The following is a 21,197-nucleotide window of genomic DNA, read 5'->3' as shown; positions in this document are numbered from 1 at the left end:
CCCGATGAGTCGGGACAGGCACTACTCTCCCACACGCCGTGGCCCACCAGTACCATCGGCGCTGCAGGGCTTATCCGCCGCGGCGGATCGGGATGGGAAGAGGCTAATTGAATAATGATTTATTTTAACGGAAAGGATCAAAACCAATCTCATTCCATGAATGCTATCTGTGCGAATCTTAGCAATCTGTGGTGAATACTTCTATCTTTTCGGTGTAATTGGGCATAAAAAAAGACCCTTAGATTGCTCTAAGTGTCTAAAAGAAGGCGGCGATCCCGATGAGTCGGGACAGGCACTACTCTCCCAGGTGTAACCCCAGTACCATCGGCGCTGCAGGGCTTATCCGCCGCGGCGGATCGGGATGGGAAGAGGCTAATTGGATAATGATTTATTTTAACGGAAAGGATCAAAACCAATCTCATTCCATGAATGCTATCTGTGCGAATCTGAGTAATCTGTGGTGAATACTTCTATCTTTTCGGTGTAATTGATAAAAAAAGACCCTTAGATTGCTCTAAGGGTTCAAAAGAAGGCGGCGACCTACTCTCCCAGGTGTAACCCCAGTACCATCGGCGCTGCAGGGCTTATCCGCCGCGCGGATCGGGATGGGAAGAGGCTAATTGAATAATGATTTATTTTAACGGAAAGGATCAAAACCAATCTCATTCCATGAATGCTATTCAGTGAATCTGAGTAATCTGTAGAATACTTCTATCTTTTGGGTGTAATTGGGCATAAAAAAAGACCCTTAGATTGCTCTAAGGGCTCAAAAGAAGGCGGCGACCTACTTCCCAGGTGTAACCCCAGTACCATCGGCGCTGCAGGCTTAACTTCGTTCGGGATGGGAAGAGGTGGGTCCCCTTGCGCCGGGCCGCCTAAATCTTTGTGTTCGCTTTTAACTGCTTACACTTAATTTCTTTACTTTTTATAAATGTTGTTAAGTTATTTTTGACATTGTCTTGTGGAAAATGCAACGTAGCAAAGACGTTCAAGCGCGATTAGTACTGCTCGGCTATGTCATTTCTGACTTTACACCTACAGCCTATCAACGTCATCGTCTCTGACGGCCCTGTTTAGAAGTCTCATCTTGGGGCGAGTTTCGCACTTAGATGCTTGAAGCGCTTATCTTCCCGATCTAGTTACCCGGCGGTGCAGTTGGCACTACAACCGGTACACCAGCGGTCGGTCCATCCCGGTCCTCTCGCAATGCTCAAGGACAGCCCCCCGCAGACTTCTCACGCCCGCAACAGATAGGGACTGAACTGTCTCACGACGCTCTGAACCCAGCTCGCGTGCCACTTTAATGGGCGAACAGCTCCAACTCGGGACCTTCTCCAGCCCCAGGATGTGACGAGAGCCGACATCGAGGTGCCAAACTCCTCCGTCGATATGAGCTCTTGGGGGAGATCAGCCTGTTATCCCCAGAGTACCTTTTTATCCTTTGAGCGACGGCCCTTCCATTCGGTACCGCCGGATCACTATACCCGTGTTTCACCCTGCTCGGCATGTACGCCTTGCAGTCAAGCTCCCTTATGCTATTGCACTCCACGCACGTTACCAAGCGTGCTGAGGGAACCTTTGGAAGCCTCCGTTACTTCTTGGAGGCGACCACCCCAGTCAAACTACCCACCAAACAATGTCTCCCACTTGAGGTGATTAGACAGGCACACAGAGGGCCGTATTTCAACGGTGGCTCCTCAACGCCTAGCGACGCCAATTCACAGCCTCCGGCCTATCCTACACACCGTGTACCTGATGCCAATGTTGTTGCAGTAAAGGTTCATGGGGTCTTTCCGTACCTGTTGCGGGTACGCGGCATCTTCACCGCGACTACAATTTCACCGAGCTCATGGCTGAGACAGCTCAGATCGTTACACCATTCGTGCAGGTCGGAACTTACCCGACAAGGAATTTCGCTACCTTAGGACTGTTATAGTTACGGCTGCCGTTTACTGGGGCTTCAGTTCAACGCTTCTCTTACGATAACGTCCCCCTTAACCTTCCGGCACCGGGCAGGTGTCAGGCCTTATACTTCATCTTACGATTTCGCAAAGCCATGTGTTTTTGATAAACAGTCGCCTGGGCCTTTTTCACTGCGGCCTGCCTAACCGAAGTCAGGCGAGGCGCCCCTTCTCCCGAAGTTACAGGGCCATTTTGCCGAGTTCCTTAGCCATGATTCACTCGAGCACCCCTTGGGATACTCTCCCAACCACCTGTGTCGGTTTGCGGTACGGGCGAACATACGCTTAGCGCCAGAGGTTTTTCTTGGCTCTTAGGACCACTATCCAATTGTCCGAAGACGCTTGGTACTATCAGGTTCGGCTAAGACTTTGCGCATTTTACTACAGTCCAAATACCTACACCCTTTAACCCGGTATTCCGTCACCGGGCGGGTCTTTCAACACTCCGTCACCCCGTCACCTGTATGTTCGGTATGGGAATATTAACTCCATTTGCCATCGGAATCCCCCTTCGGGTTATCCCTAGGTCTACGTCCCCTGACTGACCCTGATCCGATTAGCGTTGATCAGGAATCCTTGGTCTTTCGGTGTGGATGTTGTTCCCATCCATTATCGTTACTTATGCCTACATTTGCTTTTCCAGAAACTCCACCGGACATTACCATCCGGATTCACTGTCGCTGGAATGCTCCCCTACCATCCCGATAAATCGTGATCCTTCGCTTCGGTACCGTGACCGATGCCCGATTATTATCGACGCCCTGCTGCTCGACCAGTGAGCTGTTACGCACTCTTTAAAGGAATAGCTGCTTCCAAGCTAACCTCCTGGCTGTCTCTGCAGCTGGACCGCCTTTGTTCAACTTAGCGCGGATTTTGGGACCTTAGCGGTAGGTCTGGGTTCTTCCCCCTTTCTCGACTTGACCTTAGCACCCAAGCCCTCACTGCCGGTTCTATATGATGGCATTCGGAGTTCGTCAGGATTTGGTAGGATGTAATTCCCCCTAGTCCTATCGGTAGCTCTACCTCCATCATACAATTCCCGACGCTGTTCCTAAAAACATTTCGGGGAGTACGAGCTATTTCTCAGTTTGATTGGCCTTTCACCCCTACTCCACAGCTCATCCGGAAGCTTTTCAACGCTTATCGGTTCGGTCCTCCACTCTGTTTTACCAGAGCTTCAACCCGCCATGGGTAGATCACTAAGTTTTCCGCGTCTACCTCACCGACTATAACGCCCTGTTCGGACTTCGCTTTCGCTGCGGCTCCTCCTGTTTACAGGATTAACCTTGCCGGTGAGGAGTAACTCGTAGCTCATTATGCAAAAGGCACGCCGTCATCCTGACAAAGTCAGGACCTGACCGCTTGTAGGCGCACGGTTTCAGGTTCTTTTCACCCCGTTATTCACGGTACTTTTCACCTTTCCCTCACGGTACTCGTTCACTATCGGTCTAGAGTATTTAGCCTTACCGGATGGTGCCGGCACCAACCGGGATTTCTCCTGTCCCGGCCTACTCAGGATACCCGCCTTCTAAACTAAAATTCCTCTACAGGACTCTCCACCTCTGCGGTTTGACTTCCCAGCCAATTCGAGTCTCCTAATTTAAAATTATGCAGGTCCTACAACCCCATATATGCCGTAACATAAATGGTTTGGGCTATTCCGCGTCCGCTCGCCGCTACTGACGGAATCACTATTGTTTTTCTTCCTGCGGGTACTTAGATGTTTCAGTTCCCCGCGTTTGCCTTCCTTTTCGGAATATCCCGATAAATCGGGATGGGTTGCCCCATTCGGACATCTGTGGATCAATTCGACTGTGCCGATCCCCAGCCAGCTGCAGCTTGGCACGTCCTTCTTCGCCTCCTAGAGCCTAGGCATCCCCCGTACGCCCTTGTTCACTTGAACTCATCTGATGCCCTTTTGCTAGCATCAAATGTTCTTTATTCTAAATATATCAATCACTCTCGCAATCAATACACTTTACATTGCATTTTCCACTCAACATGTCAAAGAACTTTTCGTCATTACTTACTAATGACAAAGGTGAAGGTGTTAGACTTAAAAAAAACAGTAATTCTATAGTGTCTTTCCAGAAAAGGAGGTGTTCCAGCCGCACCTTCCGGTACGGCTACCTTGTTACGACTTAGCCCCAGTTACCGGTTCTACCCTAAACGGCTCCTTGCGGTTACCGTCTTCAGGTCTACCCGACTTCCATGGCTTGACGGGCAGTGTGTACAAGGTCCGGGAACGTATTCACCGCGCCATGCTGATGCGCGATTACTAGCGATTCCAGCTTCACGGGGTCGGGTTGTGACCCCGATCCGAACTGAGACGCACTTTTAGAGGTTGGCTTCACGTTGCCGTGTCGCTACCCGCTGTATGCGCCATTGTAGCACGTGTGTCGCCCCGGGCGTAAGGGCCATGATGACTTGACGTCGTCCCCTCCTTCCTCTCCGCTTGCGCGGGCAGTCTTGTCAGAGTCCCCAACATTACTTGATGGCAACTGACAACAGGGGTTGCGCTCGTTGCGGGACTTAACCCACGCCTCACGGCACGAGCTGACGACAGCCATGCAGCACCTTGTTTCAGGTCATTGCTGACTGACACATCTCTGTATCATTCCTTCACATTCTAGCCCGGGTAAGGTTCCCTGCGTATCATCGAATTAAACCACATGCTCCACCGCTTGTGCGGACCCCTCGTCAATTCCTTTGAGTTTCACCGTTGCCGGCGTACTCCCCAGGTGGGATCACTTAACGCTTTCGCTTGGCCTCAAATTACTGCCGTAATGTAAAGCGAGTGATCATCGTTTACGGCGTGGACTACCAGGGTATCTAATCCTGTTCGCTACCCACGCTTTCGTGTGCCTCAGCGTCAGTTTATGGCCAGTACAATGCCTTCGCTATCGGTGTTCCTTATGGTATCTATGCATTTCACCGCTACACCATAAATTCCATGTACCCCTCCATAACTCAAGCTAACCAGTATCAACGGCAGTCTCTCGGTTGAGCCGAGAACTTTCACCGCTGACTTAATCAGCCGCCTACGCACCCTTTAAACCCAATAAATCCGGACAACGCTTGCACCCTCCGTATTACCGCGGCTGCTGGCACGGAGTTAGCCGGTGCTTATTCTTCTGGTACCGGCAATTTCCCTCGCAAGGGCTTTTTCTTCCCAGATAAAAGAAGCCATAAACGCAGAACGCCGTCTTCCTGCACGCGGCATGGCTGGTTCAGGCTCTCGCCCATTGACCAATATTCCCTACTGCTGCCTCCCGTAGGAGTCCGGCCCGTATCTCAGTGCCAGTGTGGGGACCTTCCTCTCAGAACCCCTAAGGATCGTCGCCTTGGTGAGCCGTTACCTCGCCAACTAGCTAATCCGCGTATGCCCATTCGTTACCACCTGAAGGCTTTAATATAATCACCATGCAACGATTATATACTATGGAATATTAATCCGAGTTTCCCCGGGCTATCTCCCTGTAACAGGTAGGTTGCATACGCGTTACGCACCCGTGCGCCACTCTCATTCATCCCGAAAGATGAAATCCCGTACGACTTGCATGTATTAGGCTCAAGCGCTAGCGTTCATCCTGAGCCAGGATCAAACTCTCCATTGTAAAGTCGGTTGTGACTATCTAATCCCGAAAGATTGATATGTCTATTATTCCGTGACTCTATGAATTATTTAGTCTGTTTCTTTTATTATGTCTAACATCACTTCAAAGAACTTATTTCAAGCGAAAATCTCTTGCGATTCCTCTGTTTTGACCCCGTTTTTGTCAGATCGTTTTCTGACTGTTTCGTTAAGGGAGTGCAAAGATAAAATGAAATTTTTAACTCTGCAAAATGTTTTTGAAAATAATTTTTGAGAACCTTTATTCTCGCTTTTTCTTACTTTCGTTCCCCGCTTTTTACGACAAAGGTGCACTTTCTTTAACTTACAATGGGGAATATTCAAGAAAACTGACAATAAATCATAAGTAACCTGATTATCAGCGGAAAAAATATTTGAACTTTTAATATTTAAATCCGGGGATAACCCTATCCCGCTTTTTACCCAATTTATAATTCCTAAAAGTGTACCTCATGGACAACTCATGGGCCCCTCCACTGTTTCTCCAAGCCAACTTTGATACAGTAAAATCAAAACTATAACCTATCTGCAAGTCGTTGGGTAATGAGAAACCTAAAAGCGCGATGATCGCCTCATTATTTGGCAAACTCCGTTTGGTAGGAAGTCCCCGGTACCAAACGCCCATAATCAAGGGAGCGTAAAACAACTCCGCCCCCACATCCAGCTGATCAAATAAACCCTGTCTTTTATAATTAAAAGCCAGAGAAAGTGTTCTTTCTTGTAAAGTATTGTTGATAACATCTCCTATATTATTACTAAATAAATCAAACGTCACACCCCCATGTATCCCATAGCGTATCGGTAGCCGTTGATTTTCCAACTGAAGATAGGAAATATAAGGGCGGGTTAAATGATGGGCCGACAACCCTAGCCAAAACTTTTTGTCGTAATAATACAGACCTGTATTGATGTCTTCATGGCTCCGTTGACTTACATCCTCCACCCAGCTTACCCCATCGCCAACCACTATCCCCCTGTCAATATCAATTTGCGTACCTAGAATTATACTTTCTACATTTACATTACGGTGAACAAAACTTGCCTGAAGCCCGGAATGCAGGTAACTGTATTCTCCCAATTTGACCCTGTAAGCATATGTTATACCAATCTCCATATTTTGAACTTGAGAAAAAGAGTCTCGTACACCATTTGCTATAACCCCTATCCCGCTATTCTTGTGATCTATGAAATGATCAAAGTAAGCCGAAAACGCATTGAAACTTCTATCCAGCCCGGGCCATTGGTTTCTGTAATTTACACCTACCCTCGTCCATTCGGTACTCCCTGTAAATGCAGGGTTCAAATGGATAGGCGCTGCATAAAATTGTGAAAACTGCATGTCTTGCCCAAAAGCCTGCACCACTAGCAATCCCAATAAAAAAACAAAGCCAATGATTTTCTTTTCCATTATCTTATCAGAAGAAATTTCCCGGATCTGCTTACAAGCTCCCCTTTGTTGGTTTTAAAGTCACCGCGATAAACGTAAGTCCCCGGTGGCAGTGGCGTCCCATTAATCGCCCCATCCCAACCCGGACTGTTCAGGTCAGTGATTTCTATAAGGAATTCGCCCCAAGTGTTGAATATCTTCAATTCCATACTTTCTATTCCCTTCATTTTAGGCATAAAAAATTTATCCTCCGATCTTGAAGGAGTGAAGCCCGTGGGAAACATTACCCTGTAGGTTCGCCGAATAATTATTGGAAACTCAAAACTAGCGGCACAATCAGGCCCGTTCTCAACCCGAAGAGAGACAAGAAACTCCCCTTTATCTCCATATACATGTACCGGTGACCGTTGCTCACTGGTGTTTCCATCCCCAAAATCCCAAAACCACCGTTGAGGATTACCTGCAGACAAATCCATAAACCTAATAGGATCTATTGCCAATATTCCATCTGCTGATTCTTCTTTTTACCGGTACTATTCAATACATAATCAAAAGAAGCTTCCAAAGCCTCTTCCGGTAATATCACCCTTATGGAAGTGGGTGATGACCAACATTCTAAAGATTTAGGCTTCACACTTAAATCATACACACCCTCCTCTGTTAAGGTAAGCATGTCCTCATTTATAAATTTCTCTCCGGAATCATTCTTAAGTTGGTAATCAAACTGTAGGGTATCATAATCGGCTATAAATCCTCTAATATCAGGGAACAAATTGGGCTGACAACCATAGATGGGACTAAGAACTTCAAGATCAGGATAGGCAGGATAGTTGATTGTAATGTTTTCAGTAATCAGTGGACAGCCGTCCGATGAAATGGCTCGGGCATGAAAAACTCCCGATTCTTGGACTAACAAGCTTGATGATGATTCCGCTTCTATTTTTAGTCCATCTTTAAACCATTCGTAGTGTTCGTTTTCACCTAAGGAAAAATGCTTAATTCAATCTCTTCCTCAGGGCAAGCGTCCTTACTTAATAGCGGAAGTTGGTTGACCATTATACTTATCGGTTCAGGCTTGTCCATTACATCCAGTAAAAGAGTACTTCCATTAGACGTTTTCCCATAATTATCTGTGACGGTATAAAATACCTGTATTCTATTTCCAGTAAAATCAGGGTCGGGAACAAAAGAAAATTGTGTACCCGACCCTGAATATTTAAAAGTTCCTTCTTGCGTGATCAAAACGGCATCATCGGTATGGCACCTACCGGAAAGGCAAGGGTCTGTCTCTATTTCCATAATTTCATCCATGGACTCAAAAAACTGCAGACAGCTAACTCGGGAATCTATATTGGGTAAGGTATAATTCACTTCAGGTATTTCAAGAAAATTTTCCTGTCCCATACACACCCCAACATTTTCTATATTACTTGTTGTCGGTTTTTTTAAATTATCTTGGTCGGCCACTTCTACCAGCAAATTCCTAATTTCATGAATATTTGTTTCTCCACCGGTGGAACCTGCAAAACCTATTTTCAAAGTTTTAGGTGAAGGATAGGGATAATCTACATTATCTATCAGCGTTATTTGGCGTGGGTTACCATTTTCAGTAGTAAAAATCATTTCTACATCCAAAAAATACCCTATACCTCCATTCTTGGGCCTTAGCTTAAAAATCACCTTTCGGTATCCTGTTTCTTCGGGTTCTTCCACCCGCCGCGTGCCAGGGCCTCCTGAACTGATTGAAAACTGCTGATCCTCCGGCAAACCGTAAGCCCCTCCCTCATTTACCTTCACACCTGTAATAAAATGATATCCATTGTAACCATTTCCCGGACCCCTAACCACTATAGCATTTGGATGCAGCTGATTTATCCCTGAGGAAAAACCTCCGGTTTTATTTTCAGAATTATTACCAAAGTTCCCAAAACTATCAAATCCAACCCCTAAATAAGCCTGTGTCAAACCGGGACTATCGGCATTCATGGCATAGCCTAGGGATCCACCAAATGCTCCGGGGGAAAAAGAGGGATTTTCCCCATCAAATAGGAAAACGGTCATACCATCTGCTCCTGTTCCTCCATAGCTAAAATATTCAAAGGAAGCTTTAACCCCAAAGCTAGAGGAAAATGGAATATCAATATACACATACCCCTTCTGATCCATCACTGCATTAGTTAGCCTTAATACTCCATCTTGTATGATTGCATTACCTCCCAGAATAGTCTCATCTCGTTCAGTCCCCTCCTGAAAAGATTCGCAATAAGGAAAGCCTTGTTGCGCTCTTACGCTAAAGGAAAGCATCATTACAATTAAAGAAAGACCTATAGATACCTTCATATGTTTAGCAACCGTATTGCTTCTATAAAATAAAAAAGAATACTCTCAAAGTATGCAGGAGTTAAAACATACCACATGCAACTCTCCAAACCTCCGGATTCTTGAAAACCAAATGAAAGGGTTGATTAGAAATACACTTCCGGTATATTAATGACCTCAGTTTTATCTGCCAATCCAATAACTTCTAAAAGAACAACCTGGACTAGAAGGTTTTCTCTGCTTAAGTTTGAGTATGTTTTGTATTGACCTCTTATTAAAGTGGGATTACCATAACACCCTAATAATATATTGAATACACTTATATTAATTTTTGAATTTGGGAAATCGTTATTACCTACAACAGTAATTCACTATTTATGCCTTCTTTCACATTTAATATATTCAACTCAAGATTTCTTTATACAACAAGACATCATTCGGAACTTAAGATAGACAATTAAAAAATAAATAAAAAAGGCTTCTTCCTGATAGTTAGGAAGAAGCCTTAATATTATAAGTGTATGAATTCTATTATTTAAGTATCGTTTGTTTTCTATCGGGACCTACAGACACCATTTTGATTGGAACTTCAAGTTCTTTTTCAAGAAAAAAACATAGGCTTTCAATTCATCGGGGAATTTCTCATAATCATCAATTCCATCTAAGCTACAATTCCAGCCCTTTAACGTTTCATAAACCGGTTCAATGCCTTCGGTCGTACCATTGAGGTACTGTTGATCGGTTTGGTTTCCATCTCCAAGTTTGTACTCCGTACAGATTTTGATTTCTTCAAAGCCATTGAGCACATCAGCTTTCATCATAAACAATTGGGTAACCCCATTGATCATGATGGAATATTTCAGTGCAGGAAGATCTATCCAACCACATCTTCTGGCACGGCCAGTTGTAGAACCAAATTCATTACCATCCTTACGCATTTGCTCTCCATCTGCATCGAATAATTCTGTAGGGAAAGGACCACTGCCAACACGGGTACAATAAGCTTTGAAAATCCCGAAGACTTCCCCTATAGTGGAAGGAGCAACTCCCAAACCTGTACATGCCCCTGCAGCCATGGTACTACTGCTTGTTACAAAAGGGTAACTTCCAAAATCTACGTCTAAAAGTGAACCTTGAGCTCCTTCAGCCAAAACTTTTTTGCCTGATTTGATGGCTGCATTTACTTCAAATTCCGTTTCAACAAGCCTTAGGGATTTAAAAAACGTAACTGCTTCAAAGAAATCCGCCTCTAGGGCGGCAAGATCTTGCAAACCAAAGTCATAATAATTTAAGATTGACTTGTGTCGCTCCACTAAATCATGGTATTTATCTTTGAAATCAGGAGATAGCATGTCTCCAACTCTCAAGGCTACCCTTCCGATTTTATCTTGGTAAGTCGGCCCAATTCCTTTTAAGGTAGAACCAATTTTTTTATCTCCTTTGGATTTTTCATAAGCAGCATCCAATAATTTATGCGTAGGAAGGATAATGGTGGCCTTTTTTGAAATGGCCATATTTTTATTAAAATCAATATTGAATTTTTCCAAATTCTTGATTTCTTTCCTTAAAACTACAGGATCCAGCACTACTCCATTGCCTATAATATTCTGGATATTTCCCCTGAAGATCCCACTGGGAATTTGATGCAAAACATGCTTTATCCCGTCAAACTCTAAGGTATGGCCGGCATTGGGTCCTCCTTGAAATCTGGCTACCATTTCATAGCTCGGTGCTAGATAATCTACTACTTTACCCTTGCCTTCGTCACCCCACTGGAGACCTAAAAGAACGTCCATTTTCATTTTATTTTTAAATAAGTATTACTGCCTTCTATCAAAACAAGCCGTGAAGATTGTCATGTTTGTAAAAATTTACAACTTCCAAGCTATATTTTATTCAATAAAAATGGCTTTTGAATTATTTTACTTGCGCTAACGCCTCCTCAAGCGTGTCAGACACATTAAATATATTATTGAGTTTGGTAATTATTAGTAGCTTTTTAACATGCTCGGAAGGTGAGGCCAAAAATACTTCCCCATCTGCATTTCTCATTTTGGTCAATACTGTAATTAACACTCCAATTCCACTAGAGCTAATATACCTGACTTCACTAAGGTCAATGATGCAGTTTTTCACTCCGTCTTGCAAGCCATCCGACACCAAGCCAACCATTCGGGGACCTGAATCATCTCCGATCAAATCACCTTTTATTTTTAATACCAAAGAATTATTTTCTATCTGGGATTGAAATTCTGCTTTCATGAATTATTATTTATTTTTTTGCTTTGCCTTCCGTAGCTCCTACTCTATGCTCACAATTCTCATCGGTACAATTTCCGTAAAGCAATAAAGAGTGATGAATTATATTAAAATTCAACACCTCCCCTACTGTATTCTGGATGTTTTGAATCCGAGGATCACAAAATTCCTTCACTTGATGGCATTCTGTACAGATCAGGTGATCATGTTGCTTGTATCCATAGGATTTCTCGTACTGAGCCAAATTCTTACCAAACTGATGCTTGGTAACAAGATCACATTCTACCAACAAGTCTAAGGTATTATAAACCGTAGCACGACTTACTCGGTAGTTTTTATTTTTCATACTTATATACAAGCCTTCCACATCAAAGTGCCCTCCTCGGCTATATATCTCTTCTAAGATCGCATACCTTTCCGGTGTTTTTCTCAGCTTTTTGTTTTCCAAATAGGCGGTGAATATTTTCTTTACCTTTTCGTAAAGATTTTCTACTGAAGCCATACTTTTATTTTTTTACAAATATACTGTTCTTATTTAAAAACGGATGGTTTAACTCTTCTAATCAAACCTTGAAACCTTAAGAACTCCCGATACCTTGGATAAATTATCAATTAGCTTCTCTAGATGGTTGGTACTGTCAACGTATAACTTAATGCTACCTTCAAAGATTCCTCGATCAGAATCAACGGTTATGGAGCGCATATTAACTTTTAATTCATTGGAAATCACTTTGGTGAGATCACTGATGAGTCCTACCCTATCGGTACCTATTATTTTTAGCCCCGCCAAAAAGGCAATTTGCTGCTGACTGGTCCATCTTGCTTTGATCACCCTATTGCCGTGATTGGACATTAATTCCAATGCATTGGGGCAGGCTGTCCTATGAATTTTTATTCCTTCATTCACAGTAACAAAACCAAAAACGGCATCTCCGGGAATAGGGTTACAGCATTTCGCTAAAACATAATCCACCACATCCATGTCTTCTCCAATCAGTAGCTGATCATGTTCCGGTCCTTTTAAGTTTTTGATTTCTTTAGTAAAGGATTTCTCATCAGTAAAATTCAACTGAGGCCCCTTCTTGGATTTTTTTGCTGTTTAAAATCTTTGAAACTTTTGATTGCCGTTGCATCAATGATTCCTTTACCAACTTTGTAATAAAATTCAGTAGTTGTCTTGGTTTCAAAAAATGCCCGCAACTGTTCCACCGTCTCGGAGGTGAAGTCGAGCTTCATTTGCTTTAGCTTTCGCTGGACGATTTCTTTTCCATCCAGCATATAACCTTTTTTCTCTTCCTTTAGTGCGTCTTTAATTTTGGCCTTGGCTCTCGATGTTACGACAGACTTTAACCAATCTTCACTTGGCTTTTGTTTATTGGAGGTAAGTATCTCAACTTGGTCACCATTTTTCAATTTATGTCCCAAGGAAACCAACTTCTGATTGACCTTGGCCCCAATACACTTGGCTCCAACTTCAGTGTGTATTTCGAAAGCAAAATCCAAAGCTGTGGCATCAAAAGGCAGCACTTTAAGGTCTCCCTTTGGGGTAAACACGAATACTTCATCATGAAAAAGATTTCCCCTAAAATCATCCATAAACTCTATGGCCGAACCGTCATTGTTTTCCAGTAAGGTTCTTACCTGGGTAATCCATTCATCCAAACTGCCGGCGGCTTTCTCAGGGGCATTTTCTTTTTCTTTGTACTTCCAGTGAGCAGCATAACCTCTTTCGGCAATGTCATCCATGCGTTGGGTACGTATTTGGACTTCTACCCACTGCCCTGTTTGGCTCATGGCTGTAGTATGTAATGACTCATAACCATTGGCTCTAGGCGTACTAATCCAATCCCGAAGCCTATTGGGGTTTGGCCGATAAAAGTCAGTAACAATAGAATAAACCTGCCAACAAGCGGCTTTTTCATTTTCGTAGGAGGTGTCTATAATGATCCTGATGGCGAACAAATCAAACACCTCTTCAAAAGGGATGTTCTGCTTTTTCATTTTATTGTAAATGGAATAAACAGATTTAGGCCTCCCCTTTATCACAAATTTAAAGCCTTGTTCTTTAAGTTCTTTTTCAATCGGAGCTATAAATGTTTTGATGAATTTATTTCTGGAAACCCTGGTATCATTTATTTTTTGGTGATAAAATCGTAATCCTCTTTGTCCATAAACTTGAGGTACAAATCCTCAAGCTCCGATTTAATGGAATAAAGCCCAAGGCGATGTGCCAAAGGCGCGTAAAGGTACTTTGTCTCCGAGCCAATTTTAAGTTGTTTGTGCCTTGGCATGGAATCTAGGGTTCTCATATTGTTAAGCCTATCTGCTAACTTAATGAGGATTACCCGCACATCATCAGATAGGGTAAGCAGCATTTTTCTGAAGTTCTCTGCTTGCTGAGAGGAACCATAATCAAAAACTCCTGCTATTTTGGTAAGCCCATCTATAATTTGAGCAACCTTAACACCAAATTCTCTTTCGATGTCTTCCAATTCCATGTCGGTATCCTCTACCACATCATGGAGTAGGGCGGCAATGATACTGGTCGTCCCCAGGCCGATCTCTTCCACACAAATAAGAGCAACCTCTAAAGGGTGATAAATATAGGGTTCTCCCGATTTACGGCGCATTTCTTTATGAGCTTCGCTGGCTACATTGAAAGCTTTCTTGATTAATTTGGCATCACCGGGCTTAAGCAATGGTTTTGCCAATCTCAAAAGTTTCCGGTAACGTTTGAGAATCTGTTTGCGCTCTTCTTCTATATCAACTTTGATCATACGATACAAGTTATAAAATTATTCTAGACTAAGGAATCAAAATCTTAAGTAAAATTTTAATTTTTTTTACCCAAAGTATTGAATCTTTAAAATTGATTATTACCTTTGCATCCACATTAAAAAACAAGCCAACAAAAACTCTTGTTGGCGAGATAGGCTGGGACTATGGGATTTATTTCCCCGGTTATTACAAAAGGTAATAAAAGTAGACAAGCTGAAATTATTTATTTGCGGATGTGGCGAAATTGGTAGACGCACTAGACTTAGGATCTAGCGCCGCGAGGCATGGGGGTTCGAGTCCCTCCATCCGCACACCCTTTAAATCCCTCGATCTTGATAGCTACCTTTAAGGTAAGTCAGGATGGAGGGTTTTTGTTATTGGTAAACATTAAATTCAGATCCCTTGGAAATTACAATAGACAAGCATGCTGCCAATGAAGCCTCAGTGAAAATCAAACTTGGGGAAGCAGATTATCAACAAACAGTTGATGCCAAAATAAAAGATTACGCAAAAAAGGCGAACATCAAAGGGTTCAGGCCCGGAAAGGCACCATTTACAATGGTAAAAAACCTTTATGGCACATCTGTTTTGGTGGAAGAGATTAATTCCATTTTGTCAAAATCCTTAAATGATTTTTTAAAAGAGCAGGATTTTGAAGTCCTTGGAGACCCTTTACCTTCTGAAGAAGATGGTAAAAATATCGACTGGAAGAAGCAGAAAGATTTTGAGTTTGAATATAAAATTGGTTTCGTAGAAAATATTGAATTAAACCTTGACCAAGATCTGGATGCTAAGGTTTATGAGATCACACTTTCAGACAAGGAAGTCAATGAAGCCATTGATAACATCAAGAAGCAATATGGTAAGATGACCAATCCGGAGGTAAGTGAAGAAAATGATTTTCTTTACGGAGACCTTAAAGCGGATGATGGCTCTTACGAAGAAACCCTTTCACTACCTTTGAGTAGTTTGGACGGCAGGTCTGTGAAAAAGTTTTTAGGAGTTAAAAAAGAAGAAAGTATTTCCTTTGATCCTTCAAAAGCAATCAAAGGGGATATTGCTGAGGCGTTAAACATTAGTAAGGAAGCTGCTGAAAACCTTAAAGGTGATTTCACTTTCACTGTTCAAAACATTAATAGAACTGAGGAAGCAACCTTAGATCAGGAATTGTTTGATAAAGTTTTCGGTCCTGACCAAGTTTCTTCAGAGGAAGAATTTTTAGAAAAGGTTAAAACAATTCTTACTGAAAATTACCAAAAAGAAATTAAGGTATTCAATGAGGAGCAGATCAAAGACGCTTTGATTTCCAATCACAAGCTTGATCTTCCTGAGGCATTCTTAAAAGAGTGGTTAATTAAAGCCAATGATGGCAAGGTCACTGAAGAGGATGTTGCCAAGGAATTCCCAGCATATACCAAACAATTGACATGGTCTTTGATTTCGAATAAGATCTCAAAAGACAATGACATCAAAGCGGAGCATGAAGATGTCATTGAAAAAACCAAGGAAATGATAAGGGAGCAGTTGGCCTCATCCGGTATGGGTGCCCAACTAGAAGACAATATGGACATGTTCTTACAAAACTACCTTCAAGGCAATGAAGGTAAGAATTACATGCAAATGATGACTTCGGTACAAAATGAAAAAGTCCTCGATTTTGTGAAGGACAAAGTCAAATTGAAAGAAGAGAAAATCGGTGTAGAAAAGTTTAAAGAACTTCTCGAAAACTAATTCCTAAAATTTTTTGTTCATAAAAAGTCCTTATCTAAGGGCTTTTTTTATTTTTGTAATATTAATCTTAGAGAAAAGTAAAAATGAATAGAGAGGAATTCAGAAAATTCGCAGTCAAAGGCCAAGGAATCAGTGGCAATACTTTTGACCAATATATCCACTCTGTGGAAAACATGACCCGGGCAGTCATTGAAGAAAGGCCTACCAATTTCAGAGAAATAGATGTATTTTCCAGACTAATAATGGATAGGATTATTTTTCTTGGAACAGGAGTAGATGACAATATTGCGAATATTATTACTGCGCAATTGTTATTTTTGGAGTCTGTTGATGCAAAGAAAGACATCTTGCTGTATGTCAATAGCCCTGGGGGATCAGTATATGCAGGTTTAGGGATTTATGACACCATGCAATACATTAGTCCGGAAGTGGGAACCATATGTACCGGATTAGCAGCCTCCATGGGAGCAGTATTACTGGCAGGCGGTGCGGCAGGCAAACGTGCAGCACTACCCCATGCAAGAGTAATGATCCACCAGCCTTCAGGAGGGATGCAAGGTCAATCCAAAGATATGGAGATCTCTGTTAGGCAAATTTTAGAATTGAGACAAGAGCTTTACGAGATTCTTGCCCAGCATAGTGGAAAAAGCATCGAACAAATTGAAATTGACTCAGACAGAGATTACTGGATGAGAGCATCAGCTGCCAAAGAATACGGCTTAATTGATGAAGTTTTGACGAAAAAAGTAAAATAAAAACTGAATGGCGCAAGTAACATGTTCATTTTGTGGGAGGAATAAGAAAGATGTGGACCTAATGGTTTCAGGCATTTCTGCGCATATCTGTAATTTCTGTATAGAACAAGCCTTCCAGATATTAGGTGAAGAGGACAAGACGAAAAAGGATGCTAAACAACCTAAGTTCAAATTAAAGAAACCAAAAGAACTTACTGCCTATTTGGATCAATACGTTATTGGACAACAAGAGGCTAAAAAAGTCTTGACTGTGGCGGTTTACAATCATTACAAAAGATTGGGGCAAAAGCAGGAATCGGATGATGTCAAGATTGAAAAATCCAATATTATAATGGTGGGCGATACGGGGACTGGTAAAACTTACTTGGCCAAGACACTCGCCAAAACACTCGAAGTTCCTTTTTGCATCGCTGATGCTACTGTTTTGACGGAGGCAGGCTATGTAGGTGAAGATGTAGAAAGCATTCTTACTCGTTTGCTCCAAGCGGCAGATTACAATGTGGAAGCTGCTGAGCGTGGAATTGTTTATATAGATGAGCTTGATAAAATTGCCAGGAAATCAGACAATCCATCCATCACCAGAGATGTAAGTGGAGAAGGTGTGCAACAGGCAATGCTTAAATTACTGGAAGGTACTACGGTAAATGTTCCACCTCAAGGGGGAGAAAGCATCCTGACCAAAAAATGATCTCAGTAAACACAGAAAACATTTTGTTTATTTGTGGTGGGGCTTTTGACGGCATCGGTAGACATATTGCCGGACGCTTGAACACCCAGCCTCTGGGCTTCAGTAAAAAGACAAATGCTGATGAGATCGACCGGACCAATCTATTGCAATATGTAACTGCCCAAGATTTGAAAGCCTTTGGTCTAATTCCTGAATTGATAGGAAGGCTTCCTGTGTTAACGCACTTGGATCCATTGGACAAAGATTCCTTGAAATTAATTCTTACAGAACCAAAAAATGCCTTAACCAAACAATATGTTAAGCTTTTGGCAATGGAGAATGTTTCCTTAATATTTGAAGAGTCAGGGATTGACTTTATCGTGGAAAAGGCGGTGGAGTTTAATCTCGGGGCTAGAGGACTGAGGTCAATTTGTGAGGCAATTATCACCGATGCCATGTATGAACTCCCATCTGAGGAAGGTGAGCATAGCTTGGTGATTGACGAAGAATACGCCCGTACACAATTTGAGAAATCTAAGTTTAAAAAGCTCCAGGTAGCTTAAACTGATATACTTTCATAAATAAGCCTTGCAGTTTCCTGTGAGGCTTTTTTATTGCCCAATAGTTTTTTCAATTCTAAATAGCCTTCCAACACCTTTTCACGTTTAGCCCCATCTTCTAAGATACTTCGAAGTTCTGCATTTACAGATTCCGGTTCATAGGCACCTTGAATCAATTCTTTTACAACCTCTCTGTCCACAATCAAGTTTACCAAAGAAGCAAAAGCAACTTTAATTAATTGCATTCCTATGGCATAGGAAATACGACTTGTCTTGTATACCACTACCTGAGGCACATTAAAAAGTGCCGTTTCGAGGGTGGCCGTTCCGGAAGTAACTATTGCTGCCCTGGCATTCAGCAAGATATCATAGGTTTTATCATAAACCACCTGAATTCCTGCATCAATAGCCAATTCATAGCTTTCTGAGGGCAAGTTTCGAACACCGGCAATTACCCAATCTACATTTTGAAAATTGTTTTTTAAGGCAATCATGGTGGTCAACATCTTGTCTACCTCTTGCTTTCTACTTCCGGGAAGAAGGGCAATCAAAGGCTTAGTTCCCAAATTATACCGACTTAAAAAATCCTCATCAGGCTTGAACTTATTGATCTCATCTAAAAGTGGATTGCCTACATAATCCACCTCCCAATCAAATTTTCTAAAAACTCAGGCTCAAATGGTAAAATGGTATACAACTTGTCTACATTTTTCTTTATGCCATAAGCTCTCTTTTGATTCCAAGCCCAAACCTTTGGTGAAATATAATAATGAACTTTTATATTCTTTTTAGTAGCGAAGGTGGCCATTTTCATATTAAAACCGGCAAAATCCACCAAAATCAATGCATCCGGCTGGTAGGCCAATAAATCTTTTTTAACTGCAGATAAATACTTAAAAACCCTTCTAAAATGAATCAATACCTCCACAAAGCCCATTAAAGCCATCTCCTTATAATGGGCAAAAAGGGTACAACCTGCGTCCTCCATGTATTCGCCTCCCATTCCCCTAAACTGGGCTTCAGGATCTTTTTCTTTCAAAGCAAGTAGAAGATTAGCCCCATGCAGGTCTCCTGATCTCTCTCCGGCAATTATGTAATACTTCAAAGGCAGTTCATTTAATAGGGGTTAGGCAACTACTCCCCATAATATTCTACAAAATTCCTCGGCGTTTCATACAAGGTGAGCTTATAAAGCCCTCCATCCTTAACCATTTTATTCACTTGCGGCTGAAGAATTTTCCAAAATTCCATGACCAAATTCTCACAGCTTGCCATTTTCCCTTCCATAAAAGGGACATCTACATTAAGGTTTTTATGATCTACTTTATCTATTACTTCCTTTCGGATCAGGTTGCTCAGCTGCTTTAGGTCTACCACAAAACCAGTATCCTCATCAGGTCTCCCTTTGATCGTGACAATCAGTTCAAAATTATGTCCATGCCAATTTGCATTGGAACAAGGACCAAATACCGATTTATTCTTTTCTTCAGACCATTTCGGATTCCATAATTTATGGGCCGCATTAAAATGCTCTTTCCGACATACGTGTACCATTTTTTCTTTTCAATTGAGCCCACAAAGTTACATAAAAAAGATACAAATATCACTGCTTTGTTATTTGGATACCCATTTCTTCTGTTCATTAACCCCAGCCTTCTCAACAAAACTCTTTTCTCTAGGAGAAAAATACCGGCGAATAAGGCATTACTTTACCTTATACTCATATGGCTTTGTTGATCAGTTTCTACAGAAAAGGGTAGAAAGTGGAACGATTTAAAATCCATCATCAAAGCATACTACTACCTTTTATATAAAGTCATGATGGAAGGAAGATTATGAATTGATGGTACACTTTCACGCCTTATCCATCCATGTTCACGAAAAAAATTTTCTGAAGCGCTAAAAATAAACGGTATTAGATTTTAAAATAATAAATCTTGAAATTCAACCTACCTCCTACTCAGACAACCAATGTTCCAATTTAACCCTGTTACCCTATGCACAAACCCTTAGTAAAAACACCAAACATTATTAAAACCGACTTAAAGTTTTACGCTAAAATTCATTGATAATTAGAGCGAAAATATGGAATAAGCAATATACGATGGGCCCTTTTCACTTTGTTTGAGGACACCATACTGTTCTCAGAAACCTGAAAAGCAATTGGCTTTTCCCAAAACCAATTGTCGTCAAGCCTCCAATTAAATCCCCCTACAAAAAATAGAGCTTGGTAAAGGATAAAACAATCATCAATCATTCCAAACAAAATCACTATGTGTAAAAAAAGAACTATAGCGATCAGCACAATTATCTATCTATTTCTGAACTTCAATAGTTCAGCCCAAGATACATTGACAAGGGTTTTACAGAAACCTTTGTCGATTGGCTTTCAGTTAGGCTATTCGGCCAACTCACCCTCAGGAGGGGCGAAAAACGGGTTAGAAAATATGATTTCCACCTTTGAAGGTACAGGAAGTGACAACTTTAGGGTGAAAGGTAAGCTACCTTATCAATACAACCCGATCCTTGGGATATTTGCAAATTTTACTTTCAATAAGAAAATATCTTTTGGCACAGGGATAAACTTCACTATGCGAGGTTACACCATAGAGATAAACGGAGCAGATAAGGACCCAGAATACCAATTTGATCAATTCGCATCCTACACGGAGAAGTACAAACTGACTACCCTAGAAGCCCCCTTTTCTTTACAGTATAAGGTCAGTAGATTATTCTCTTTAGGAGCAGGTTTTCAGTTGGGCAGTGGTATGGGAACAACCTCTAAAACAACTACGACTATCAATCAACGGGTTGAAATCAATGGAGAGTCAAATGAAAATTATCCTGTAAAAACAACCATCGCTGAAAACGATTCAGCAACAGCGCCAATTTCTCCCTACTTCGGCTATTTCGCCTCTGCAGGCATTGGGTTAAGCAAAGATATCGAATTGAGGTTTTCTCTATTAAAAAGCGGGGCCTATGCTGAAACAACCTATGGAAAATTATCAGACACCTCTGCGCTAGTTTCCTTAAGATTTGGCCTACTTAATCTGTAATTACTTTAACCCGAATTATGCAATAGAGCATCTACTCCGTGCTGAAATCGCTTCAAAATCAGCCACTTCGTTGCCATTTTCATTTTCACC

The 21,197-nt window shown here is 41.9% G+C and carries 10 protein-coding genes, 1 tRNA gene, 3 rRNA genes and 4 pseudogenes; 5 read left to right on the top strand and 13 right to left on the bottom strand.

Annotated elements, in window-relative coordinates:
- Positions 1 to 771: 771 nt before the first annotated feature.
- The 11 genes and pseudogenes from rrf to WG932_RS27435 all read right to left on the bottom strand — a co-directional run bounded on the left by rrf (position 772) and on the right by WG932_RS27435 (position 14,337).
- A 5S ribosomal RNA gene (rrf, locus tag WG932_RS27485) occupies positions 772 to 879 on the bottom strand.
- A 105-nt stretch (positions 880 to 984) separates the two neighbouring features.
- Positions 985 to 3,864: ribosomal RNA gene (locus WG932_RS27480) — 23S ribosomal RNA — on the bottom strand.
- A gap of 189 nt (positions 3,865 to 4,053) precedes the next feature.
- Positions 4,054 to 5,578 (bottom strand): 16S ribosomal RNA (locus tag WG932_RS27475).
- The 16S, 23S and 5S rRNA genes sit together here, the layout of an rRNA operon.
- Positions 5,579 to 5,977: 399 nt before the next feature.
- On the bottom strand, positions 5,978 to 7,003 hold the full coding sequence (locus WG932_RS27470) for a PorP/SprF family type IX secretion system membrane protein (RefSeq protein ID WP_014020884.1): 1,026 nt from the start codon (positions 7,001 to 7,003) through the stop codon (positions 5,978 to 5,980).
- A complete protein-coding gene (locus WG932_RS27465; protein WP_483086027.1) occupies positions 7,003 to 7,482 on the bottom strand; it encodes a PKD domain-containing protein in 480 nt (159 codons plus the stop codon). The genes WG932_RS27470 and WG932_RS27465 overlap by 1 nt, the downstream gene beginning before the upstream one ends.
- Positions 7,473 to 7,898, bottom strand: coding sequence for a hypothetical protein (locus WG932_RS27460; RefSeq protein ID WP_483086026.1), 426 nt, complete (start codon positions 7,896 to 7,898; stop codon positions 7,473 to 7,475). The genes WG932_RS27465 and WG932_RS27460 overlap by 10 nt, the downstream gene beginning before the upstream one ends.
- Before the next feature lie 65 nt (positions 7,899 to 7,963).
- Positions 7,964 to 9,322, bottom strand: coding sequence for a hypothetical protein (locus WG932_RS27455; protein ID WP_483086025.1), 1,359 nt, complete (start codon positions 9,320 to 9,322; stop codon positions 7,964 to 7,966).
- Positions 9,323 to 9,832: 510 nt separating this feature from the next.
- Positions 9,833 to 11,103: pseudogene (locus WG932_RS27450) on the bottom strand (adenylosuccinate synthase).
- A 115-nt stretch (positions 11,104 to 11,218) separates the two neighbouring features.
- Positions 11,219 to 11,563 (bottom strand): STAS domain-containing protein, encoded by a 345-nt coding sequence (locus tag WG932_RS27445; protein WP_014020881.1) that lies wholly within the window; start codon positions 11,561 to 11,563, stop codon positions 11,219 to 11,221.
- 10 nt (positions 11,564 to 11,573) lie between these two features.
- Positions 11,574 to 12,062 carry a Fur family transcriptional regulator gene (locus WG932_RS27440; protein ID WP_014020880.1) on the bottom strand — a complete coding sequence of 163 codons (489 nt, stop codon included), beginning with the start codon at positions 12,060 to 12,062 and terminating at the stop codon, positions 11,574 to 11,576.
- Positions 12,063 to 12,119: 57 nt separating this feature from the next.
- Positions 12,120 to 14,337, bottom strand: a pseudogene (locus WG932_RS27435) (RelA/SpoT family protein).
- A gap of 230 nt (positions 14,338 to 14,567) precedes the next feature.
- On the opposite strand from WG932_RS27435, the gene WG932_RS27430 reads away from it, so the two are divergent.
- The 4 genes and pseudogenes from WG932_RS27430 to clpX all read left to right on the top strand — a co-directional run bounded on the left by WG932_RS27430 (position 14,568) and on the right by clpX (position 18,054).
- Positions 14,568 to 14,649, top strand: a tRNA-Leu gene (locus WG932_RS27430).
- Between the two features lie 91 nt (positions 14,650 to 14,740).
- Entirely contained in the window at positions 14,741 to 16,069 is a 1,329-nt protein-coding gene (gene tig / locus WG932_RS27425; RefSeq protein WP_014020878.1) for a trigger factor, read from the top strand.
- Between the two features lie 83 nt (positions 16,070 to 16,152).
- Positions 16,153 to 16,824 carry a ClpP family protease gene (locus tag WG932_RS27420; RefSeq protein ID WP_014020877.1) on the top strand — a complete coding sequence of 224 codons (672 nt, stop codon included), beginning with the start codon at positions 16,153 to 16,155 and terminating at the stop codon, positions 16,822 to 16,824.
- Positions 16,825 to 16,831: 7 nt separating this feature from the next.
- Positions 16,832 to 18,054, top strand: a pseudogene (gene clpX, locus WG932_RS27415) (ATP-dependent Clp protease ATP-binding subunit ClpX).
- Here the strand turns inward: clpX and lpxB are convergent.
- Both lpxB and WG932_RS27405 read right to left on the bottom strand, forming a co-directional pair.
- Positions 18,051 to 19,090, bottom strand: a pseudogene (gene lpxB / locus WG932_RS27410) (lipid-A-disaccharide synthase). The pseudogenes clpX and lpxB overlap by 4 nt on opposite strands.
- A 95-nt stretch (positions 19,091 to 19,185) precedes the next feature.
- On the bottom strand, positions 19,186 to 19,605 hold the full coding sequence (locus WG932_RS27405) for a 6-pyruvoyl trahydropterin synthase family protein (RefSeq protein WP_483086024.1): 420 nt from the start codon (positions 19,603 to 19,605) through the stop codon (positions 19,186 to 19,188).
- A 719-nt stretch (positions 19,606 to 20,324) separates the two neighbouring features.
- Between WG932_RS27405 and WG932_RS27400 the strand changes: the two genes are divergently transcribed.
- Positions 20,325 to 21,107 (top strand): outer membrane beta-barrel protein, encoded by a 783-nt coding sequence (locus tag WG932_RS27400; RefSeq protein ID WP_483086023.1) that lies wholly within the window; start codon positions 20,325 to 20,327, stop codon positions 21,105 to 21,107.
- Positions 21,108 to 21,197: the final 90 nt, after the last annotated feature.

This window comes from Cyclobacterium sp. SOCE241 (assembly GCF_056867545.1).
The sequence above is the reverse complement of the archived record's forward strand: the minus strand, read 5'-3'. Positions and strand labels throughout refer to the sequence as shown.

Excerpts from the sequence above, each read along its gene's own strand:
- WG932_RS27455 (WP_483086025.1), bottom strand. The coding sequence starts at position 9,322 with ATGAAGGTATCTATAGGTCTTTCTTTAATTGTAATGATGCTTTCCTTT.
- WG932_RS27470 (WP_014020884.1), bottom strand. The coding sequence starts at position 7,003 with ATGGAAAAGAAAATCATTGGCTTTGTTTTTTTATTGGGATTGCTAGTG.
- WG932_RS27420 (WP_014020877.1), top strand. The coding sequence starts at position 16,153 with ATGAATAGAGAGGAATTCAGAAAATTCGCAGTCAAAGGCCAAGGAATC.
- WG932_RS27445 (WP_014020881.1), bottom strand. The coding sequence starts at position 11,563 with ATGAAAGCAGAATTTCAATCCCAGATAGAAAATAATTCTTTGGTATTA.
- WG932_RS27440 (WP_014020880.1), bottom strand. The coding sequence starts at position 12,062 with ATGGCTTCAGTAGAAAATCTTTACGAAAAGGTAAAGAAAATATTCACC.
- WG932_RS27400 (WP_483086023.1), top strand. The coding sequence starts at position 20,325 with ATGTGTAAAAAAAGAACTATAGCGATCAGCACAATTATCTATCTATTT.
- WG932_RS27405 (WP_483086024.1), bottom strand. The coding sequence starts at position 19,605 with ATGGTACACGTATGTCGGAAAGAGCATTTTAATGCGGCCCATAAATTA.